This window comes from Amycolatopsis silviterrae (genome assembly GCF_042684085.1).
Taxonomy (GTDB): domain Bacteria; phylum Actinomycetota; class Actinomycetes; order Mycobacteriales; family Pseudonocardiaceae; genus Amycolatopsis; species Amycolatopsis silviterrae.
Genome location: NZ_JBHUKS010000042.1, coordinates 80,961 through 101,524 on the forward strand (window position 1 = coordinate 80,961; position 20,564 = coordinate 101,524).

Annotated in this window: 20 protein-coding genes; 9 read left to right on the forward strand and 11 right to left on the reverse strand. The window is 69.6% G+C overall.

Annotated elements, in window-relative coordinates; translation table 11 throughout:
• Window positions 1-10: 10 nt before the first annotated feature.
• The 4 genes from groL to ACFSVL_RS46450 form a co-directional block, all read right to left on the reverse strand.
• Entirely contained in the window at window positions 11-1,639 is a 1,629-nt protein-coding gene (gene groL, locus ACFSVL_RS46435; protein ID WP_043827278.1) for a chaperonin GroEL, read from the reverse strand.
• A 266-nt stretch (window positions 1,640-1,905) separates the two neighbouring features.
• The gene (locus tag ACFSVL_RS46440; protein ID WP_449224413.1) at window positions 1,906-3,729 is read right to left on the reverse strand and encodes a serine/threonine-protein kinase; all 1,824 of its coding nucleotides are present in this window, start codon (window positions 3,727-3,729) and stop codon (window positions 1,906-1,908) included.
• An 83-nt stretch (window positions 3,730-3,812) separates the two neighbouring features.
• Window positions 3,813-4,016: a cold-shock protein gene (locus ACFSVL_RS46445; protein WP_009083993.1), complete on the reverse strand. Its 204-nt coding sequence runs from the start codon at window positions 4,014-4,016 to the stop codon at window positions 3,813-3,815.
• Window positions 4,017-4,120: 104 nt separating this feature from the next.
• Window positions 4,121-4,732, reverse strand: coding sequence for an AIM24 family protein (locus ACFSVL_RS46450; protein WP_378314547.1), 612 nt, complete (start codon window positions 4,730-4,732; stop codon window positions 4,121-4,123).
• A gap of 134 nt (window positions 4,733-4,866) precedes the next feature.
• Between ACFSVL_RS46450 and moeA the strand changes: the two genes are divergently transcribed.
• On the forward strand, window positions 4,867-6,060 hold the full coding sequence (gene moeA, locus ACFSVL_RS46455; protein ID WP_378314549.1) for a molybdopterin molybdotransferase MoeA: 1,194 nt from the start codon (window positions 4,867-4,869) through the stop codon (window positions 6,058-6,060).
• 928 nt (window positions 6,061-6,988) lie between these two features.
• Here the strand turns inward: moeA and ACFSVL_RS46460 are convergent.
• Window positions 6,989-8,248, reverse strand: a complete 1,260-nt coding sequence (locus ACFSVL_RS46460; protein WP_378314551.1) for an MFS transporter — start codon at window positions 8,246-8,248, stop codon at window positions 6,989-6,991.
• On the reverse strand, window positions 8,245-8,790 hold the full coding sequence (locus tag ACFSVL_RS46465) for an ArsR/SmtB family transcription factor (protein WP_378314552.1): 546 nt from the start codon (window positions 8,788-8,790) through the stop codon (window positions 8,245-8,247). The genes ACFSVL_RS46460 and ACFSVL_RS46465 overlap by 4 nt, the downstream gene beginning before the upstream one ends.
• 59 nt (window positions 8,791-8,849) lie before the next feature.
• Between ACFSVL_RS46465 and ACFSVL_RS46470 the strand changes: the two genes are divergently transcribed.
• Window positions 8,850-9,140: a GlsB/YeaQ/YmgE family stress response membrane protein gene (locus ACFSVL_RS46470; protein ID WP_378314554.1), complete on the forward strand. Its 291-nt coding sequence runs from the start codon at window positions 8,850-8,852 to the stop codon at window positions 9,138-9,140.
• A gap of 39 nt (window positions 9,141-9,179) precedes the next feature.
• On the opposite strand, the gene ACFSVL_RS46475 is transcribed toward ACFSVL_RS46470, so the two are convergent.
• A complete protein-coding gene (locus tag ACFSVL_RS46475; RefSeq protein ID WP_378314556.1) occupies window positions 9,180-9,356 on the reverse strand; it encodes a hypothetical protein in 177 nt (58 codons plus the stop codon).
• A gap of 225 nt (window positions 9,357-9,581) precedes the next feature.
• Here ACFSVL_RS46475 and ACFSVL_RS46480 point away from each other — a divergent pair, with 225 nt between their 5' ends.
• Window positions 9,582-10,295: a phosphatidylserine decarboxylase gene (locus tag ACFSVL_RS46480; RefSeq protein ID WP_378314558.1), complete on the forward strand. Its 714-nt coding sequence runs from the start codon at window positions 9,582-9,584 to the stop codon at window positions 10,293-10,295.
• A 2-nt stretch (window positions 10,296-10,297) separates the two neighbouring features.
• Window positions 10,298-11,275 (forward strand): CDP-diacylglycerol--serine O-phosphatidyltransferase, encoded by a 978-nt coding sequence (gene pssA / locus ACFSVL_RS46485; RefSeq protein ID WP_378314559.1) that lies wholly within the window; start codon window positions 10,298-10,300, stop codon window positions 11,273-11,275.
• 10 nt (window positions 11,276-11,285) lie between these two features.
• Here pssA and ACFSVL_RS46490 read toward each other — a convergent pair whose 3' ends face one another.
• Entirely contained in the window at window positions 11,286-11,912 is a 627-nt protein-coding gene (locus tag ACFSVL_RS46490) for a winged helix-turn-helix transcriptional regulator (RefSeq protein WP_378314561.1), read from the reverse strand.
• A gap of 67 nt (window positions 11,913-11,979) precedes the next feature.
• On the opposite strand from ACFSVL_RS46490, the gene ACFSVL_RS46495 reads away from it, so the two are divergent.
• Window positions 11,980-12,855: an alpha/beta fold hydrolase gene (locus ACFSVL_RS46495; protein ID WP_378314563.1), complete on the forward strand. Its 876-nt coding sequence runs from the start codon at window positions 11,980-11,982 to the stop codon at window positions 12,853-12,855.
• 1 nt (window position 12,856) lies between these two features.
• Here the strand turns inward: ACFSVL_RS46495 and ACFSVL_RS46500 are convergent, their stop codons facing one another.
• Window positions 12,857-13,387 carry a GNAT family N-acetyltransferase gene (locus ACFSVL_RS46500; RefSeq protein WP_378314565.1) on the reverse strand — a complete coding sequence of 177 codons (531 nt, stop codon included), beginning with the start codon at window positions 13,385-13,387 and terminating at the stop codon, window positions 12,857-12,859.
• 60 nt (window positions 13,388-13,447) lie between these two features.
• Between ACFSVL_RS46500 and ACFSVL_RS46505 the strand changes: the two genes are divergently transcribed.
• Complete coding sequence (locus ACFSVL_RS46505; RefSeq protein WP_378314567.1) at window positions 13,448-15,739, forward strand: AAA family ATPase; 2,292 nt, start codon at window positions 13,448-13,450, stop codon at window positions 15,737-15,739.
• Window positions 15,740-15,936: 197 nt separating this feature from the next.
• Here the strand turns inward: ACFSVL_RS46505 and ACFSVL_RS46510 are convergent, their stop codons facing one another.
• Together ACFSVL_RS46510 and ACFSVL_RS46515 are read right to left on the reverse strand one after the other, a co-directional pair.
• Complete coding sequence (locus tag ACFSVL_RS46510; RefSeq protein WP_378314569.1) at window positions 15,937-16,593, reverse strand: LytR C-terminal domain-containing protein; 657 nt, start codon at window positions 16,591-16,593, stop codon at window positions 15,937-15,939.
• Window positions 16,590-16,898 (reverse strand): DUF3263 domain-containing protein, encoded by a 309-nt coding sequence (locus ACFSVL_RS46515; RefSeq protein ID WP_378314571.1) that lies wholly within the window; start codon window positions 16,896-16,898, stop codon window positions 16,590-16,592. The genes ACFSVL_RS46510 and ACFSVL_RS46515 overlap by 4 nt, the downstream gene beginning before the upstream one ends.
• 139 nt (window positions 16,899-17,037) lie before the next feature.
• Between ACFSVL_RS46515 and ACFSVL_RS46520 the strand changes: the two genes are divergently transcribed.
• From ACFSVL_RS46520 to thiD, 3 genes are all read left to right on the forward strand, one after another.
• Window positions 17,038-17,604: a peptide deformylase gene (locus ACFSVL_RS46520; protein ID WP_378314573.1), complete on the forward strand. Its 567-nt coding sequence runs from the start codon at window positions 17,038-17,040 to the stop codon at window positions 17,602-17,604.
• Between the two features lie 390 nt (window positions 17,605-17,994).
• Window positions 17,995-19,638, forward strand: a complete 1,644-nt coding sequence (thiC, locus tag ACFSVL_RS46525; RefSeq protein WP_378314575.1) for a phosphomethylpyrimidine synthase ThiC — start codon at window positions 17,995-17,997, stop codon at window positions 19,636-19,638.
• Window positions 19,635-20,468, forward strand: a complete 834-nt coding sequence (gene thiD, locus ACFSVL_RS46530) for a bifunctional hydroxymethylpyrimidine kinase/phosphomethylpyrimidine kinase (protein WP_378314577.1) — start codon at window positions 19,635-19,637, stop codon at window positions 20,466-20,468. Before thiC ends, thiD begins: the two co-directional genes overlap by 4 nt.
• Window positions 20,469-20,564: the final 96 nt, after the last annotated feature.

The window sequence follows — 20,564 nt, forward strand, 5'->3', positions numbered from 1 at the left end:
GCAGCCGAACTCAGAAGTCCATGCCACCCATGCCGCCGGACGGGTCGGCCGGAGCGGCAGCAGCCTTCTCCGGCTTGTCCGCGACGACAGCCTCGGTGGTCAGGAACAGCGCCGCGATCGAAGCGGCGTTCTGCAGCGCGGAGCGGGTGACCTTCGTCGGGTCCGGCACGCCGGCCGCGAGCAGGTCCTCGTACTCGCCGGTGGCGGCGTTCAGGCCGTGGCCCTGCGGCAGGCCCTTGACCTTCTCCGCCACGACGCCGCCCTCGAGACCGGCGTTGATCGCGATCTGCTTGAGCGGAGCCTCGACGGCGACCTTGACGATGTTCGCGCCAGTGGCCTCGTCACCGGTCAGCTTCAGGCCCGCGAAAGCGGCCTCGGCAGCCTGGATCAGGGCCACGCCGCCGCCGGCGACGATGCCCTCTTCCACGGCGGCCTTGGCGTTGCGCACCGCGTCCTCGATGCGGTGCTTGCGCTCCTTCAGCTCGACCTCGGTCGCGGCGCCGGCCTTGATGACGGCCACGCCGCCGGCCAGCTTCGCGAGCCGCTCCTGCAGCTTCTCGCGGTCGTAGTCCGAGTCGGAGTTCTCGATCTCCGCGCGGATCTGGTTGACGCGACCCTGGATCTGGTCGGCGTCGCCAGCGCCCTCGACGATGGTGGTCTCGTCGCGGGTGATGACGGCCTTGCGGGCACGGCCCAGCAGCGACAGGTCCGCGTTCTCCAGCTTGAGGCCGACGTCCTCGGAGATGACCTGGCCACCGGTCAGGATCGCGATGTCCTGCAGGATCGCCTTGCGGCGGTCACCGAAGCCAGGCGCCTTGACGGCGACGGACTTGAAGGTGCCACGGATCTTGTTGACCACCAGGGTCGCCAGGGCTTCGCCCTCGACGTCCTCGGCGATGATCAGCAGCGGCTTGCCGGACTGGATGACCTTCTCCAGCAGCGGCAGAACGTCCTTGACGTTCGAGATCTTGGAACCGAAGAGCAGGACGTACGGGTCCTCCAGCTCGGCTTCCTGGCGCTCCGGGTCGGTCACGAAGTAACCGGACACGTAGCCCTTGTCGAAGCGCATGCCCTCGGTCAGCTCAAGCTCGAGCCCGAAGGTATTGCTCTCCTCGACGGTGACGACGCCTTCCTTGCCGACCTTGTCCAGCGCCTCGGCGATCAGCTCGCCGATGGTGCGGTCAGCGGCCGAGATCGAGGCGGTAGCAGCGATCTGCTCCTTGGTCTCGATCTGGACGGCGGCCTTGTGCAGCTGCTCGGTGATGGCCTCGACGGCCGCCTCGATGCCGCGCTTCAGCGAGATCGGGTCGGCGCCGGCCGCGACGTTGCGCAGGCCCTCGCGCACGAGCGCCTGGGCGAGCACGGTCGCGGTGGTGGTGCCGTCACCCGCGACGTCGTCGGTCTTCTTGGCAACTTCCTTGACGAGCTCGGCCCCGATCTTCTCCCACGGGTCCTCGAGCTCGATCTCCTTGGCGATGGAGACACCGTCGTTGGTGATCGTCGGCGCGCCCCACTTCTTTTCGAGCACGACGTTCCGGCCCCGCGGGCCGAGGGTCACCTTGACGGCTTCGGCGAGGGTGTTCAAGCCGCGCTCAAGACCGCGGCGGGCGTCCTCGTCGAACGCGATCAGTTTGGCCATTGCGGTGTGGTCCTCCGGTATTGGGCGCTACCGCCGCGCTGTCTCCAGCGGCGGCAGCAGGACACGTCCTCGGCCAGGCTCGGTGCCCGCGACGGACGACTGACCGGTGGGTCAGCCTCACCGTCCCGACCTTCAGGCAGGCGGTCGGTGACCGCTCGCCTAGCACTCGACGGCGTCGAGTGCCAATGCCGTGTTTAGCACTCTCCGGGGTCGAGTGCAAGGAGCGCAGGTCAGCGTCGGTGCCCTGGTGGAGCGGCTCCGCCGGCTCAGCGGCTCGGCTGGATGTGAATCGACGACGGCGGCGGGCGCAGCGACGACGGACCGCCGCTCTGCGAGCCGCCCGGACCGACCGGGATGTTGGGCGCGGACGACGTCGGAGCGGTGCCGCCGCTGCCGCCGTCGTCGCCGCCGAAGAGGAAGATCGCGCCGACGACCAGCCCTGCCACGACGAGCACCCCGAGCGCGATCCACAGCCACTTCAGGCCGCCGCTCTTGGGCTGTGCTTCGAACGCGCCCGCGCCGCCCGCCGGGGACGGCGGACGGAGCCGCATCGGGTCGCCGAAGGCCTGCTGGTTCGGATGGCCCTGCTGCGGCGGCTGACCGGGGTAGCCGCCGGGCTGGTTCGGCTGGTTCGGGTAGCCGCTGTAGCCGGGCGGGGGGCCTTGCTGAGCTGGCTGGCCTGGCTGTCCGGGGCCGGGTTGGCCGGGCTGACCGGGGTAGCCGTAGCCGGGCGGGGGGCCTGCCGGGGCCTGGCCGGGATAGCCCTGTTGTCCAGGCTGCGGCTGACCGGGCTGGCCCGGCTGGCCCGCTTGCGGCTGGCCGGGGTGACCGGGCTGCGGCTGTCCCGGCTGCGGTTGGCCAGGCTGCGGTTGACCGGGCTGTGCTGGATAGCCGGGAGGAGGCTGGTTGCCGTAACCGGCGGGGCCGCCGTAGCCGCCCTGAGCGGCGTATCCGGCTTGGCCGGGCTGCTGACCGCCCCAAGCGCCAGGAGCACCCGGCGCACCGGCACCGGGAGCACCCGGTCCAGCCTGCGCGCCCTGCCCCGCAGCCCCAGGCCCTCCAGGCTGGCCGGGGCCACCAGGGCCGCCCTGCCCAGCCGGTCCACCAGCACCCGGGCCACCAGCACCAGGCCCGCCAGCTCCGACCGGACCACCGGCCGCTCCGCCAGGTCCCTGCTGTCCCTGCTGTCCTTGCTGCATGCCCGCTCCCTCCGGCAGTCCGTTCGGCCGGGCCGGACCCGGCGGGGTGTCCGAGGCCGCGAGCGGGCCGAGCGCCACCCGGGCCGCGGCGATCATCGCGACGCAGTTGGGGTAGCGGTCGTTCGGGCTTTTCGCCATGCCCTTGCGGATGACGTCGTCCACGGCGGCGGGGAGCGCGACCACGCTCGCCACCGACGGCGGTTCCCCGCCGAGGTGGCCCTTGATGACGGTGGGGACGTCGCCGCGGAACGGCGGGTTGCCGGTGAGGCAGGCGAACAGCACGCAGGTGAGCGCGTACTGGTCGGTGCGGCCGTCGAGCGGTTCGCCGCGCAGGTGCTCGGGCGCGGCGTAGGTGGGCGAGCCGAGGAAGTCGCCGCCGCGGGTGCGGTGGCCGGTGGCGCCGCGGCGGGTGAGGCCGAAGTCGGCGACGTAGACGTGCTCGCGGGACGTCTCGCGGCTGGTGACGAGCACGTTGGCCGGTTTGACGTCGAGGTGCACGAGGCCGTGGTTGTGCAGGGTGTCGAGGGCGTCGGCGACCTGGTCGAGCAGGGTGAGCGCGCGAGCGGGGCTGATCGGGCCCGCGGACATGATGCCGGCGAGATCGCCGCCGTCGACCATCCGCATGGCGATGTAGAGCATGCCGTCGAGTTCGCCGAAGTCGTACAGCGGGACGACGTTGGCGTGGTCGATCGCGGAGGTGTTGCGTGCCTCGTCGACGAACCGTTCGCGGAACTCGGCGTCCGCGCCGAGGTGGTCACCGATGACCTTCAGCGCCACCTTGCGGCCGAGCCGCGTGTCCGTGGCCTGGTAGGTCACGCTCATGCCGCCCTTGCCGAGCACCGAGTCGATGCGGTAGTGGCCCAGCTGGCGACCGGTGAGGTCCCCCGACACGTCGCCTGTCACGCAGCGCAGCTTAACGCGCCGGTATCCGCAGCCACTGCCGGTTCGCCCAACCGGTCAGCGGACTTGCCTCGCTAGACCTTGCGGACGTCCGCGGCCTGGCTTCGGCCGTCGCGGCCGGACTGGACTTCGAACTCCACCCGATCGCCCTCGTCGAGAGTGCGGAATCCGTCGGCTTGGATGGCCGAATAGTGGACGAACACGTCCGGTCCCTCGGGGGATTCGATGAACCCGTAGCCCTTTTCCGAGTTGAACCACTTGACGGTGCCGACTGCCACGGCGCCCTCCCTGGGGACAAGAAATCGCTGTCCATCAGCGTGCGAAGTGGAGTTCACGCTACCGGAATCAGCGCTCCCGGCAATGGGGTAATCGGCAGATTCCGTTACGCCTGCGCTACTCGCCGGTTGCGCGATTGGACGAGCACGGTTCCCGGTCCGGCGAAATCGAGGACGAGCCCTTCGCCGGTGCGCAGCGACTGCGGACCGCTCGGATCGAGCGCGCGCAGCCGGCATTGCAGGGTGTCGGGATAGGCGAGGAGATAGTCCGGGCGCACGGTCACGATCTCGCCGCGGCCGAGGTCGAACGAGTCCACCGGGCCGGGCGCGGTGAGCAGGAGCGGACCGCGGCCGCTGTAGTGCTCGAGGAACCCGGAATCGGCGCCGAACAGCTGCTGCAGCGGGGCCCAGTTCTGGTCGACGCGGACCGTGCTCGGCCGGGCGAGCACGCCTTCGCGGTGCACCGACCAGCCGGTGGACCCGGTGAGTTCGAGCGGGTAGACGTCGCCGGGGCCGAGCGGGGCCAGGTCGACCCAGCCGCCTTCGGGCGGCGCGGTGAACACCGAACGACCGCCCTTGCGGCCGCGGTTCTGGTTCGCCTCGGTGATGTTGAAGCTGCTGGCCAGCAACGATTCCGCGGCGGCCTGCACGGCTTCGCCGGGGGCGAGCAGCACGCGGGCGACGCCGAACCCTGGCGTGTGCCTGGTGTGGACGCGCATGTCAGCGGGGAGTCGCGAGCGCGGCGCGCCCTGGCTGGTGACGGACCCGAAACTGCATCAGAACTCTCCCCGTGCTCCCCGACTTGTGCCGGGAGAGTGTTGCACGACGGGCAGCAAGAGGGAGGATGGTCCGCGTGATCTCCGTCGACGCCTACCGCGAGACCGTGACCGAACTCCTCGGCCGCGCTCCGGTCATCACCGTTCCCGTGGCCGAAGCAGCAGGGCTCGTCGTAGCCCGCGACGTGCCCGCCGACGTCTCGCTGCCGCCGTTCGACAACTCCGCGATGGACGGGTACGCAGTGCGCGCCGCGGACGTCGCCGAGGTGCCGGTGACGCTGCCGGTGGCGGACGACATCCCGGCGGGGCGGATCGACGTCGAACCACTCAAATCGGGTACCGCTCAGCGGATCATGACCGGCGCGCCGCTGCCGCCGGGCGCGGACGCGATCGTGATGGTCGAGGACACCGACCGCGGCACCACGGACGTCCGGATCTCCCGTGCGGCCGTGGAAGGCAACCACATCCGCCGGATCGGCGAGGACGTCACGAAGGGCACCATCGCGCTGCGCGAGGGCACCGTGCTGAGCCACGCGCACCTCGGTCTTGCCGCCGCGGTCGGCTTGGCGGAGCTCGCGGTGTACCGGCCGTTGTCGGTGCTGGTGGTGTCGACCGGCACAGAGCTGGTGGAGGCTCCGAACCCGTTGCAGCACGGGCAAATCTACGAATCGAACAGTGTCATGCTGGCGGCGGCGCTGCGCGGGCTTGGCTGCCAGGTCGAGGTCGTGCGCAGTGTGGTGGACGATGTGGCGGAATTCCGCAAGATCATCGAGCCGCGGTTGGAATCGGTGGACCTGCTGCTCACGTCGGGCGGGGTGTCGGCTGGCGCGTACGAGGTGGTGAAGGACGCGCTGACCGGGCAGGGCGTGGAGTTCCAGAAGATCGCGATGCAGCCGGGCGGACCGCAGGGTTGCGGCCGGTGGAACGGCGTGCCGGTCGTGACGCTGCCGGGGAATCCGGTGAGCGTGCTGGTGTCATTCGAGGCGTTCCTGCGCCCGGCGGTGCTGTCGGCCATGGGCCATTCGGACGTGGACCGGCGGCGGGTGCGGGCGCGGTTGACCGAGGACATGACGTCCCCCGCTGGCCGACGGCAGTTCCGGCGGGGGTTCTATACGCCGGTCCTCGGTGAGGTGACCGGGGTGGTCGGGCCGCGGGGTGGACCGGGGTCGCATTTGCTGGCGGCGTTCACGCAGGCGAACTGCTTGATCGTGCTGCCGGAGGAGGTTTCGGCGGCTTCGGAGGGGGATGAGGTTGAGGTGCTGCTGCTTTAGTTTCCGGGGACGGCGGGATGCGGTACTGGCGGCAGTCCTGGCGCTTGGGACGGTTCCGACGTCCGGTCTTCGACGTTCCGCCCATGGCTCCGGCAGCCACGCTTCACAGCGGGGCAGTTGATCGCCACCCTGTTCCCGCAAGCACAAGCAGACCGCATGTTCCCCGGATCAGCGGCCGGTCGGCCGATCCAGCCCGACCTATGCGCAAACATCCCAAGGCGGTCCGTGAAGGGACCCTTGAGGGAAGCTGATTCCCATGCCAGGGACTTAACGGCGCGCGATAGGTGTTGTTGAGGCTCGTCTGCCCAGATCGAAGAGGCCCGCCAGGGGCCAGTGCTGCTCTCGGCGGACGAGCGAGCGCGGGGTTTGGTCGTCCGATGCTAGGACTTAAGGCAGCGTTATGGGTGCGACTGAGGCGTGTCCGCCCCAGTCCGAAGCGACTGACGGACCGGGCCAGCTTGCTACAGGCCTGCGCGGGCGGCGGGAACCGGGTGCGTTGTCCGTGAAGGACTCCTTGAGGGAATCTGATTCCCTCAAGGAGCCCTTCACGGACTTGAAGAAACGGGCATATTGTCATTACTCGGGCATATCGCCGACGTAAGTGTCCTTTATGGATGGTCGACAGGCTGAAGCCGCTCGACCTAAGTGCCCGGCATTGGTTTGGCCGTCCGCGAGGGGCCCCTTCACGGACTCTGATTCCCCCAGGGTTCCCCTCACGGACCCTCGAATATGGCCATACAGGCATAAATCAGGCTTTTCGGCGGCTCTGGCGTCCTTTGTGGATGGTCCAGCAGACGTGGCCACCCGGCTTACGCCCCTGGCCCGGGACCCAGGTTCCCTCAAGGGGCCCCTCACGGACCTGAAGATGCAGCCCGCCAGCCCCGCCAGCGCAGCCCCCACCCATCCCGGGGGACGGCCCTTGCCCAGTCTATCGACCCCCACCGACAACCCCCGCCCCTTCAACCGGGCTGTCCACAGCAAGCGTGACTTGGGGAAAGTCCCGTGCCCGCCGCAGCGGTCCCATCAGCAGCACCCCCAGCGAAGCCACCTGGACGCCCACCATCGCGAACATCGCCGTCCGCACCCCGGCCGTCTGCCCGAGCGTTCCGCCCAGCAGAGCGCCAAGCGGGATTGTGCCGTAGTTGACCATCGCCGAACTCGCGCTGATCCGCCCATAGAGGTGGCGCGGGCAGTACCGCTGCCGGAACGTCGCGCCCAGCACGTTCGATCCCACCACGCCCGCCGCGATTCCCGCGCCCGCGAGGACGAACAGCGTCAAGCCCCATCCGGGCTGGGCTAAGGGGCCGAGGAGCATTGCCGGCACCACCAGCGTCTCGCACCACAGAAATCCCCGCGCGGTGCCGGTTCGCCGGGCGACCCGGCTCACCAAGGTCGCGCCGAGCACCCCGCCGACCTCGCCCAGGGCGAGCACAAGCCCGACGACACCTGGGCCCTGCCCCAAGTCCTCGACCAGAAACACCACTGCCACCGCGAAAAACCCGTTCAGCGCCAGGTTGGCGACACCGCCGGACAGCACCAGAACCCGTAAATACGGGTCCCGGATCACGATTCGCATGCCCTCGGCGATTTCGGTGCGCAAGCGCGTTCGCGGGCGCGGCGGTGGTTCGTCCGCGCGCACGAAACGCAGGCACAGTGCGGAAAACCCGAAACTCAACGCATCCACGAGCACACCGCTGACCGGCCCGAAGACCGTCGCCAGCAGCCCGGCCAAACCAGGGCCGCCCACTTGCGCCGCGGATTCCGCACCCTGGAGCCGGACGTTGGCCCCCAGCAGATCAGCATCGTCCACAACGGACGGCAGGAAAGCCCGATAGGCCAGAGAGAAGAATACTTTCGCGAAACCACCGACCAGAGCAGCAATCAAAAGGACCGTGAAGGAAAGCAGCCCGAAAGCCCACGAGAGCGGCACCGCGAGAAAGGCCGCCATCTGGATAACGTCGCAGACCAGCATCACCCGGCGTTTGGGCCATCGATCGACCCAAGCCCCGGCAGGCAGGCCCACCGCGAGCCACGGCAGCCAAGCCGCAGCAGTCAGCGAAGCGACCTCGAACGTCGAGGCGTGCAGCACCAGCAACGCCACCAACGGAACCGACGCACTGGCCACCGCGCTGCCGACCGTGCTGACCGTCTGCCCAGTCCACAATAGACGGAACGCGGCATTCCTCACGGCTGCGCTCTGAAACCACGCCCGAACACGAACACCGGCTGCCGTTCCGAAGAAGGATCCTCCGCCGCCTTCGCACCGAACTCCGCGAACAACGCCGCCATCCGATCATTCAGCTCCGCCAATTCCGATGGCGTCAACCGCATCCACGCGTCATTGGAAAACCACGCGTCACGCCATTCCGCAGGAGCCGTCTCCAGTTCCGAAAGCCAGCCCCGCGACAGTGTCATCTGCCGATCGAGGCTCACCGACTCCGCGACCTCCGCCACCGGATCCCCGGCGAAGTCCGAAGTGGCCCACGAGAGCGTGCCCGACGGACGTCGCCACCATCGCTCTCGCCGGTCCCGCGCCAGTTCCGGCGCTTCGACCACCAACGCGGCCCCGGAAAGCACCTTCAGGTGGTGACTCACATTGCCCACCGCCTGCCCGGTTTTCTCCGCGAGCACGGACGCGGTGGCCGGACCGTCGAGCTTCAGCATGTCCAGCAGGCGGCGGCGCAGCGGATGCGACATCGCGGCCAGCACCTGGGAATCGTGGACCTCCATGTTGCACAAGAGTAGTTGTACAACATCTCTTGTGCAATACCCGAAGGTAGGCTCAGCACATGGGCATCATCCTGTGGATCGTCTTCGGCGCACTCGTCGGCTGGGTCGCGAATCTCGTGGTCGGCGGCCGGGAACGGCAGCGGCAGGGCTGCCTGGTCAGCGTGCTCGTCGGCGTGGTCGGTGCGGCGCTCGGCGGATTCGCCTACCGGCTCGCCACCGGTGAGCAGCAGCACTTCGAGTTCGATTTCCCGAGCTTCGGCGTCGCCATCCTCGGCGCGATCGCGCTGCTGCTGGTGTTGCGGCTGGTCAGCGCCGCGAGCGGGAACCGCCGTGATCGTGACCGCTGGTAACGGTTTCCCGACAATCCGTCAGAACGCACTGGTCGCGGACTAAACTGATCCGTTCCGCGCCCGGGTGCGTGCTTCGTCGGGGGACGCATGCACCCGGGCGGCGTCCCGCACGATCCGAGCGGCGTGAACAGGGTCGACGAGCTGCGGCACCGGGGCCGAAAGGACATCCCGGCGCCAGGCTCGCAGCAGCTGCGCGAGCAGATCGGGTACCGCCATCGTCCACCTCGCCAGGTCGGCCCGGGCACCGGTCCCGAGCGGCGTCAACTACCCGGTGTTATCGGATTGTTCGACGCGTCGTTACCGGTTTGTGGTCGCGCCCACCCGCGCCGGGGCAACCCTTACAACCAGGGGCCGCCGGGTCCGCCGCAGGCGGGCGGTAGCGTGGGGAAGCCTAAATCGGACCCTTACACCGACCGAGACGAACAGCGGGGAACTCGACCCATGAGCGGCCAGCCCACCGGTAACCCCCTCGCGCACGCTGTCCAGCTGGCCCGCGAGACGTTCCCGCCGATGCACCCGGCTGGACGGCCGTTCCTTTTCGGCGGCCTCGCCGCGACGCTCGTGCTGCGCCGGTTCTCCAAGCGCCTCGGCGTGGTCGGCGCGCTCGCCACCGCGGGCATGACGGCGTTCTTCCGCGAGCCGAAGCGCGTGCCCCCGATGCGGGACAACGTCGCGATCTCGGCCGCCGACGGCACCGTCTCGCTCATCGAGGAAGCGGTCCCGCCCGCCGAACTCGGCCTGCCCGCCGAGCCGCGGATGCGGGTGAGCGTGTTCCTTTCCGTCTACGACGTGCACGTCCAGCGCACCCCCGCGACGGGCGTGATCTCTAAGGTCGCGTACAAGCCGGGCAAGTTCCTTTCCGCCGACCTCGACAAGGCGAGCGAGGTCAACGAGCGCAATTCGCTGGTGCTGCACACGGCCGACGGCCACGAGCTTGTCGTCGTGCAGATCGCCGGGCTGGTCGCGCGCCGGATCCGGTGCGACGTCCGCGAGGGCGACAAGGTGGCCGCCGGCGAGACCTACGGGATCATCCGCTTCGGTTCGCGCGTCGACACCTACCTGCCGCCGGGCAGCCGGGTCGTGGTGGCCAAGGGCCAGCGCACCGTCGGCGGCGAAACCGTGCTCGCCGAGCTGCCGGCGCTGGGAGAAGGCTGACCATGGTCCGCGTGACCACCCCGGGAATCCGGCTGCTGCCGAACGCCATCACCGTGCTCGCGCTCTGCGCCGGGCTGTCCGCGGTGCAGTTCGCCCTCACCGGCAACTACGCCATGGCGATCGGCTCGATCGGCATCGCCGCCGTCCTCGACAGCCTCGACGGCCGCATCGCCCGCCTGCTCGACGCGACGTCCAAAATGGGCGCCGAACTCGACTCGCTGTCCGACGGCATCTCGTTCGGCGTCGCGCCCGCGCTGGTGCTCTACGTCTGGCAGTCGCACGGCGACCGCATCGGCTGGGTCGCGTCGCTGATCTTCGCGGTCTGCATGATCCTGCGGCTCGCCCGCTTCAACACGCTGCTCGACGACACCGACCAGCCGCCGTACGCCGCCGAGTTCTTCGTCGGCGTGCCCGCGCCGGCCGGCGGGCTGGTCGCGATGCTGCCGCTCATCGCCACGCTGCAGTGGGGCGAGGGCTGGTGGTCCGAGCAGTACGTGGTGCTGGTGTGGACCATCGCGGTCGCCGTCCTGCTGATCAGCCGCATTCCGACCCTGTCGCTGAAGACCGTGAAGGCCCCGGCGAAGGCGATCGCGCCGATTTTGGTCGGCGTCGGCCTGCTGGCCGCCGCGATCATCGTGTTCCCGCTGGTGGCGCTGGCGGTCGCGCTGGTGCTGTACCTGCTGCACATCCCGTATTCGGTCTACCGGCACCGCTGGCTCGCCGCGCACCCGGAGGCCTGGGAGGTGCCGCCGAGGGAACGCCGCGCGATCCGTCGCGCACGCAGCCACCGCCGGCTGCGGCTGCGCCCTGCGTCGGGCCGGGTCGCCGGCGCGGCGATGCGCGCGGTGCGGCTGCCGCGGACGAACTCGGACGTCGTGCGGACCCGGAATCTGCGCGATCGGGACCACGGCAGCTCGGCCACTTCCGGGCCGGGTCAGCGTCGCCGCAGCTGGCGCCGGATCGGCATTCGGCGCAGGTAGGGGCGGTAGCTCAGGCGGCGAAAACGGCGCGAACGACGGATTCGTCGCCGTCGATCTCAATCAGCCCGAGCGCGCGAGCGTCGTCGAGAGCAAGTGCACCAGCCGCAAGGCCGAGCACGCACGCTGGTTCGGCGCGGACGGTGGCGTCGAGGTCGCGGCCGTCATGCGGACCGACTTCGACACCGGACCGCGTCGCCCGGAGCTGGAAGAGCGGACCGCCGATCTCAAGGCCGACCGTCGCCGCACGCCGCGTCTTGATCCGGGCGTCGAGCAGGACGGGAACGGCGAGGGCGAGCCACTCGGGGCGGAAGGAGTCGCCCTCGGACCCGCGGACCATCAGCGGCGTTGACCAGCGGATCAGGCTCTCGACCGGCTCCCGCAGCTCGGCACCCCACGGCGTGAGGGCGTACTCGACCGCGCTGCCCGCACCCGCCAGCCGCCGCTCGACCACGCCCGCGGTTTCGAGGTCGCGGAGCCGGTCGGCGAGCAGGTTGGTCGCGATGCCGGGGAGGCCGTCGATCAGGTCCCGGTAGCGGGCGGGCGCGATCAGCAACTGGCGGACGATGAGCAGATTCCACCGGTCGCCGACGACGTCGAGAGAGCGGGCGAGCCCGCAGTACTGACCGTAGCCGCGCATCGTATCCCTCTGCTTGATTTTTTCCAGCATCCTTGACAAACTCAAGCTTATCGCAAGGGGGTCCGCCATGGCTGAGAACGCACGACCCGCCTGGGTCGACGACGAGCTGTTCCCGTTCAAAAGCCGCTTCGTCGGCATCGACGGGCACACCGTGCACTACGTCGACGAGGGATCCGGCCCCACGCTGCTGCTCCTGCACGGCAATCCGACCTGGTCGTTCCTCTGGCGCGACACGATCCGCGCACTGCGCGACGACTTCCGGTGCGTCGCCCTCGACTACCCGGGTTTCGGGCTGTCGACGCCGAAGCCCGGCTACCGCTACCTGCCCGAGGAACACGCGGACGTGGTCACCGGCTTCGTCGACGCGCTCGGCCTCACCGGGGCCACGCTGGTCGGCCAGGACTGGGGCGGCCCGATCGGCTTGGCCGCCGCACAGCGCCGCCCGGGTGTCTTCGACCGGCTGGTGCTCGTCAACGCCTGGGCCTGGCCGGTCAACGGAGACCCGTACTTCGAGGCCTTCGGCCGCCTCGCCGGCGGACCGCCGATGCGCTTCCTGGCCCGGCAGCTCAACCTCGTCGTCAAGGCGTTCATCCCGATGGGCCACCGAAAGCGGAAGCCGACCGCGTCCGAGCTGGCCCACTACGAACGCGCGATGGACACCCCCGCGCGACGGCAGGCGTCTGGCGTGCTCCCCAGCCGGATCCTCGCCAGCCGCGCCTTCTTCGCCGAGGTCGAGGCGGGGCTTGGCGACCTCGCCGCACTGCCGACCCTGATCGTGTGGGGCAACGCCCAAGTCGGCTTCCGGCCCCGGGAGCGCGAGCGGCTGGAGGCGGCCTTTCCGAACCATCAGACGGTGGCGTTCGATGGGGTGGGGCTTTACGTGCAGTCCGACGTGCCGGAGGAGTTCGTGGCCGCGGTTCGCGACTGGTCGGCGACGCGGTAATTCATCCAGAGGTGCGCACGTGCCGATGCCCGTTGAAGGGGAAGTCCGGCGGCGCGGGTGGCAGCACGTCGTGGAGAACGTAGCCGCACTTCTCCGCTACTCGGCAGGAAGCTGTGTTGTCCTCGGCGTGCAACAGCTCTAGGCGGGTTAGCCGGACGAATTGCTGCGTGTTCAGTGCCCACCGCGACACGGTTTCCAGCGCGCGGGCAGCGATGCCGCGGCCTCGGACTTCAGCGGCCGTCCAGTACCCGACCTCGGCGGTGCCGGCGGCCCTGGCCTTCACGATGACGTGGCCGAGGGGCAGGTCATCGTCAGCCACCACCGCGAAGCTGAACCGCGCTGCGGAGGCCCAGCCGGACGCTTGGCGCTCCAGCCAGCGTTCGGCAGCTGCCTCGTCGGCCAGCGAAGTGGTCAGCCAGCGGCGCAGCTGCGGATCACGATGGGCGGCCACCAGCGCTGTCCGATCATCCGGCCGCCACGGGCGCAGCCGCACGGCGGGCGAGGAGTCGGGGATCGGCAGAATGATCGGCACAGTCGCCCATTCTGCGCTGTCGAGGCGATTCCTCGCGGCCAGTTCATTAGGGTGAACAGCGTGAGCGATCCGCAGATCACCCTGACCGTCCGGCACACGCCGTCCGCGCTTGACGCTCGGCGGGGGGTGGTCCGGCTGCATCCGGAGGTGCTCGACGCGCTCGGCCTGCGGGCCTGGGACGCCGTGCACCTCACCGGCGCGCGGCGCAGTGCCGCGCTGGCCGCGCCCGCTGCCGAGGAGGCGACGCCGGGGGTCGTGCTGACCGACGACGTCACCATGTCGAACCTCGGCGTCTCCGAGGGCGGCGAGATCGTCGTCTCGCCCGCCGAGGTCACCGCCGCGCGCACGGTCACCGTGTCCGGGTCTCGGCTGGCCTCGGTTTCGGTGTCGCCGCAGACGTTGCGGCTCGCGCTCACCGGCAAGGTGCTCACCCGCGGTGACGCGGTTTCCCTGTTGCCGCAAGACCTCGCGCCCGCGCCTGGGTCGGACGTCGCCGCGGTGCGCGGGCAGTTGTCCCGCGTGATCGGGGCGACCTGGACCAACGAGCTGCTCACCGTGACGGCGACCGAACCGGCTGGTGTGGTCGTCGTCGGACCGTCCACTGTGGTCAGCTGGCGGGACGGCGCGCGCACCGGCGCCCCGACCAGCGGCGAGCAGCCCGTGCGCACCGCGACCGCGCTCGTCCGCACCACAGCCGTCACCGCGGCCGAGGATTACCTCGAAGCGGAGATCGTCGAAGAGGTCGTCACCGAGGCTCGCGAGGACGAACTGGACGAGCCGGTGCCGGTCGCTGATCTGGTCGGGGCCGAGGGCGCGGCGCGCAAGCTGGCGGAGTGGTTCGATCTGGCGTTCCACCGGCCGGAACTCCTGGCGCGGCTGGGCACTTCGGCGCATCTGGGCGTGTTGCTGTCCGGGCCGGAGGGTGTCGGCAAGGCCACGCTGGTGCGGTCGGTCGCCGCCGCGGAGAAGGTGCGCGTGGTGTCGCTGACCGCGCCGAATATCGCGGTGCTGGAACCGAATGCGGCACACCGTTCGCTGCGCGAGGCCATCGACCGAGCCGCGGACGGCGACGGTCCGGGCGTCCTGCTGATCAACGACATCGACGCGCTGCTCCCGGCCACCCAGCCGCCGCCGGTGGCCACTGTGGTGCTGGAGGAACTGCGCGCCGCGCTGCGCCGGGACGGGCTCGCCGTGGTGGCCACGACCGCGCGCGCCGAGTCCGTGGACCCGCGGCTGCGTGGTGCCGACCTGCTCGACCGTGAGCTGGGGCTGCCGCTGCCGGAAGCGAAAACGCGCGTCGAGCTGCTGCGGATCCTGCTGCGTGACGTGCCCGTCGAATCCGGTGCCGACCTCGGCGTGCTCGCCGAACGAACCCCCGGTTTCGTCGCCGCCGACCTCCTCGCGCTGCGCCGGGACGCGGCGTTGCGGGCCGCGCTGCGCCAGCGGGACGTCGAGGAACCCAAGATCTCCCAGCAGGATCTGCTCGACGCGCTGGCCACCGTCCGGCCGATCTCGCTGTCCACTTCGGACAACCTGGCCACCGGCGGGCTGACCCTCGACGACGTCGGAAACATGACCTCGGTCAAGGAAGCGCTCACCGAAACCGTGCTGTGGCCGCTGCGCTATCCGGATTCGTTCGCCCGGCTCGGCATCGAACCGCCGCGCGGCGTGCTGCTGTACGGCCCGCCCGGCGGCGGCAAGACGTTCCTGGTCCGGGCGCTGGCCGGCACCGGCGCGCTGAACGTGTTCGCGATCAAGGGCGCGGAGCTGCTGGACAAATGGGTCGGCGAGTCGGAACGCGCGGTCCGCGACCTCTTCCGCCGGGCCGCCGACGCCGCCCCCTCGCTGATCTTCCTCGACGAAATCGACGCGCTCGCCCCGCGCCGCGGCCAGTCGTCCGACTCCGGCGTGGCCGACCGCGTGGTCGCCGCGCTGCTCACCGAACTGGACGGCGTGGAGCCGATGCGCGAGGTCGTCGTGCTGGGCGCGACGAACCGGCCCGAGCTGGTCGACCCGGCGTTGCTGCGTCCCGGCCGTCTGGAGCGGCGGATCTACGTGCCGCCGCCGGACGCGGAATCGCGCGCCGCGATCCTTGCCTCGACGGCGAAGCACACCCCGCTGGCGTCCGATGTGGACCTCGCGGCCACCGCGGAGACGCTGGAGGGCTACTCGGCCGCCGACTGCGCCGCGCTGATCCGGGAGGCGGCGCTGACGGCGATGCGCGAATCGCTGGAGGCGCGCGAGGTGACCGCGGCGCATCTGGCCAAGGCTCGCGAGGCGGTGCGGCCTTCGCTGGATGCCGCGCAGCTGGCGACGCTTGAGGCTTACGCGCAGGCGCAGCAGGAACGCTGAGCTGCGCACTGCCGAAGGTCCGTGAGGGCCACCCTGAGGGAATCTGATTCCCCCAGGGTTCCCCTCACGGCCCGCCGCACCGAACGCGGGCCAGCCGAGGCAGCCCACCGGACAACGCCCGCGCAGCAGCGCAGCCAAGCACTCCGCACAGGAAAAGCCCGCGCCGCAGCGCGGGCCGTCACCGGTATCGGGGCAGGTCAGCCCTTCTGTTTGGGCTGGTAGTCCTTCGTGATGATCACTATCACGCCGGGGCTGGAGTTCTGGATGCCCGCGAACCGGGGCTGGGCCTGGAAGCCGAACTCCTTGGCCAGCTGCTTCGCGGCGGCTTCCTCGTCGGTGCCCGGCCGGAAGTAGGCCGTGGTCGCCGGGATGTTGCCTTGGGAGTAGTTGCCGACCTCGGCGACGTTCCAGCCCGAGCTGCGGAAGTCGGCGGCGGCCTGTTCGGCGAGGTGCTTGATCAGCGAGTTGTTGTAGACCCGCAGGGTGACCCACTTGTTGGTGGCCTGCTGGTCCGGACCGGCCTGGCCCGGCTGTCCTGGCTGCTGGCCCGGCTGGCCGCCGGGCTGTCCGGCCTGGCTCGACGCCGGGGCCGAGGACGCCGCGGACGACGAGGCCGGAGCCGAAGAGGCGGGCGACGACGGCGCGGAGCTGGGCGCCGAGGACGACGGCTGCGGGTTCGACGACGACTCGCCACCGGGCGAGGTGGGCTCGCCGGACGTGCTCGGCCCGGCGTTCTGGTCGCCGCCGGTGTTGAGCACGGTGACCCCGCCGATGACGGCGGCGACCACCGCGACCCCGATCAGCGCGACCCCCGCGGCCTTCAACGGCCGGGACAGTCCCGAGAAGACGCTCATGACAGCTCGATCCCCAACCGGCGGGCCCCGCGTTTGCGCTGACGGGCGGCGCGCGTCTTGCGCAGCCGCTTGACCAGCATCGGATCGGCGGCGACCGCCTCCGGCTTGGCCAGCAGCGTGTTCAGCAACTGGTAGTAACGGGTGGAGGACAGTCCGAAGCGCTCCCGGATGGCGTTCTCCTTCGCCCCGGCGTGGCGCCACCACTGCCGTTCGAACGCGAGAATGTCCAGCTCGCGCTCGGTAAGGCCACCGACAGTCTCCGGCGGCGACGGCTGGTTTCCAGCCATCGACTCCGCGGCGTCCATGCGGTCCTCGCAATCGGTGTCGGCAGTCCTTCCGCGGGCGTCATTCAACCACGGAACCCATGCTCGACATGGGCATCCGACACGGCGCGTCACGGTCCGATCCAGGTGTACCAGAAGGGTCCGACTAAACTCGGCGTCCGTGACCGTCCACCCCATCTGCATCGCCGGCGAACCCGTGCTGCACCAGCCCACGCGCGAGATCACCGAGTTCGACGACAAGCTGGCCACCCTCGTCGAGGACATGTTCGAGACCATGTACGCGGCCGAGGGCGTCGGCCTCGCGGCCAACCAGATCGGGCTCGACCTGCGGCTGTTCGTATACGACTGCCCGGACGACGAGGGCACCGAGCACCGCGGCGTGGTGGTCAACCCGAAGCTGGAGACCTCGGAGATCCCGGAGACGATGCCGGACCCGGACGACGACTGGGAGGGCTGCCTGTCCGCCCCCGGCGAGTCGTACCCGACCGGACGCGCCACGTGGGCCAAGGTGACCGGCTTCGACGTCGAGGGCAATCCGATCGAGGTCGAGGGCACCGGCTACTTCGCGCGCTGCCTCCAGCATGAGACCGATCACCTCGACGGCTTTATCTATCTGGACCGTCTCGTCGGCCGCCACGCGCGCGCGGCGAAGAAGATGCTGAAGAAGAACAAGTGGGGCGTCCCCGGCCTGACCTGGCTGCCCCCGAAGGAACCCGCCGACGCCTGACCCACTCCGATCCGCCCGCTTCGCAGACTCCGCGACCACAACCCCCGAGATCGCGCTGGTTTCTGGACTGAGCGATTTCGACGGCCCCCCGGGCCGGCGAAATCGGGAGGGAAGAAACCAGCTCCCCGGCGATCTCGGCGCCACGGCGGAGCCGGGGCAATCAAACACAGCGTGGCGACTGTCAAAACACAGCCAGCCACAGCTGCCCTCAAACCCTTGTGTCCGACCGAGGTGCCATGGCATGGTCGGACAAGCAACCTCAACCGAATGCAACGCGGGAGCTCGCGCCTTGGCGGGCTGAGAGGGTGGCTGGTGTCCATCTCGCGGACACCCGGCGTCACCGACCGCATGAACCTGACCGGGTAATGCCGGCGTAGGGAGTGAACGTCGTTGACGACGCTGGAAAACCAGGGTGCCATCGCCCCGTCCGTCACCACCGGGCCGATCACCGGCTCGCACAAGGTCTATCACCGCACCGAATCCGGATTGCGGGTTCCGGCGCGGCGGATCGACCTGTCGAACGGGGAGCACTTCGACGTGTACGACACGTCCGGGCCCTATACCGATCCGGACGCGAACATCGATGTCCACAAAGGACTCCACCCGCTCCGGTCCGGCTGGGCTGACGGGCGGGAGCACAACACCCAGCTCGGCTGGGCCAAAGCCGGGGTGATCACCCGGGAAATGGAGTTCATCGCCGCGCGCGAACGCTGTACGCCGGAGTTCGTGCGGGACGAGGTCGCCCGCGGTCGTGCGGTGATTCCGGTCAACCGCAAGCATCCGGAGACCGAGCCGATGATCATCGGCAAGAACTTCCTGGTGAAGATCAACGCCAACATGGGAAACTCGGCCGTCTGGTCCTCTGTGGAGGAAGAGGTCGACAAGATGGTGTGGGCCACCCGCTGGGGCGCGGACACCATCATGGATCTTTCCACCGGCAAGCGGATTCACGAGACGCGCGAGTGGATCGTGCGCAATTCGCCGGTCCCGGTCGGCACCGTGCCGATCTACCAGGCGCTGGAAAAGGTCAACGGGGAGCCGGAAAAGCTCACCTGGGAGATCTACCGCGACACCATCATCGAGCAGTGCGAGCAGGGCGTCGACTACGTGACGGTGCACGCGGGCGTGCTGCTGCGCTACATCCCGCTCACCGCGCGCCGGGTCACCGGCATCGTCAGCCGCGGCGGGTCGATCATGGCCGCCTGGTGTCTCGCGCACCACCAGGAATCCTTCCTGTACACGCATTTCTCCGAGCTGTGCGAGATCCTGCGCGAGTACGACGTCACGTTCTCGCTCGGCGACGGCCTCCGTCCCGGCTCGATCGCGGACGCCAACGACCGCGCCCAGTTCGCCGAACTCGAAACGCTCGGCGAGCTGACGCACATCGCGCGGGAGCACGACGTGCAGGTGATGATCGAGGGCCCCGGCCACGTGCCGATGCACAAGATCAAGGAAAACGTTGAGCTGGAGGAAAAGCTCACCGGCGAGGCGCCGTTCTACACGCTCGGCCCGCTCGCGACCGACATCGCGCCGGCGTACGACCACATCACCTCGGCGATCGGCGCGGCGCAGATCGGCTGGTACGGCACGGCGATGCTGTGCTATGTCACGCCGAAGGAGCACCTCGGCCTGCCCAACCGCGACGACGTGAAGACCGGCGTGATCACGTACAAGATCGCCGCGCACGCCGCCGACCTGGCCAAGGGCCACCAGTACGCGCAGGACTGGGACGACGAATTGTCGAAGGCCCGCTTCGAATTCCGGTGGAACGACCAGTTCAACCTGTCGCTCGACCCGGACACCGCGCGAGCTTTCCACGACGAGACGCTTCCCGCGGAACCGGCGAAGACCGCGCATTTCTGCTCGATGTGCGGGCCGAAGTTCTGCTCGATGCGCATCACCCAGGACGTGCGCAAGTACGCCGAGGAACACGGTCTGTCCTCTGTGGAGGCGATCGAGGCGGGCATGGCCGAGAAGTCCGCGGAGTTTTCCGAGCAGGGCAACAAGGTCTACCTGCCCGTGGTCAACCAATGACAAGCACGCCCCGCACCGCCCTCACCATCGCCGGATCCGATTCCGGCGGTGGTGCGGGCGTGCAGGCGGACCTGCGCACGTTCTTCGCCAACGGAGTACACGGACTGGTCGCGCTCACCGCGGTCACCGTGCAGAATTCGCTTGGCGTGCAAGGGTTCTCCGAGATCCCGGTCGACGTCGTCACCGCGCAGATCAAAGCGGTCGCCGAGGACATGGGCGTCAACGCGGCGAAGACCGGCATGCTCGCCACCGCGGAAATCATTCAGGCGGTGGCGAAAACCCTGGACGAAGTCCACATTGGACGGTCCACGGACACGCCGTTCGTGGTCGATCCGGTGGCCGCTTCGATGACCGGTCACGCGCTGCTGCGCGAAGAAGCGCTGGAAGCGATTCGGACGGAATTGTTCCCGCGTGCCACGCTCATCACGCCGAACCTCGACGAGGTGCGGCTGCTCACCGGTGTCACGGTCACCGACGCCACGAGCCAGCGCACTGCAGCGGAATCGTTGCTGGAGTTCGGTTCCCAGTGGGTTCTGGTAAAGGGCGGCCACCTCTACGAGGCTGCTGACTGCGTAGACCTGCTCACCGACGGCTCGGCGGTCATCGAGCTGAGCGGACCGCGCATCGACACCGAAAACACCCACGGCGGCGGCGACACCATGGCGTCGGCGATCACCTCGTCGCTCGCGAAGGGCTCGGACGTGCCCACCGCGGTCGCCGAGGCGAAACGGTTCATCGAACGCTGCGTCCAGGAGGCGTATCCGCTCGGTGCCGGCGTCGGCCCGGTCTCCCCCTTCTGGCGGCTCGCCAGTGCCACACTGGCGGAATGAGCGAGACACCCGAAGCGTTGTGGGCGCGGCTGCCGCTTGAGGTCCAGTACGAGGTCGACGGCCTGGTCGCCGAGCACCGCACCGCTTCGGCGGTCA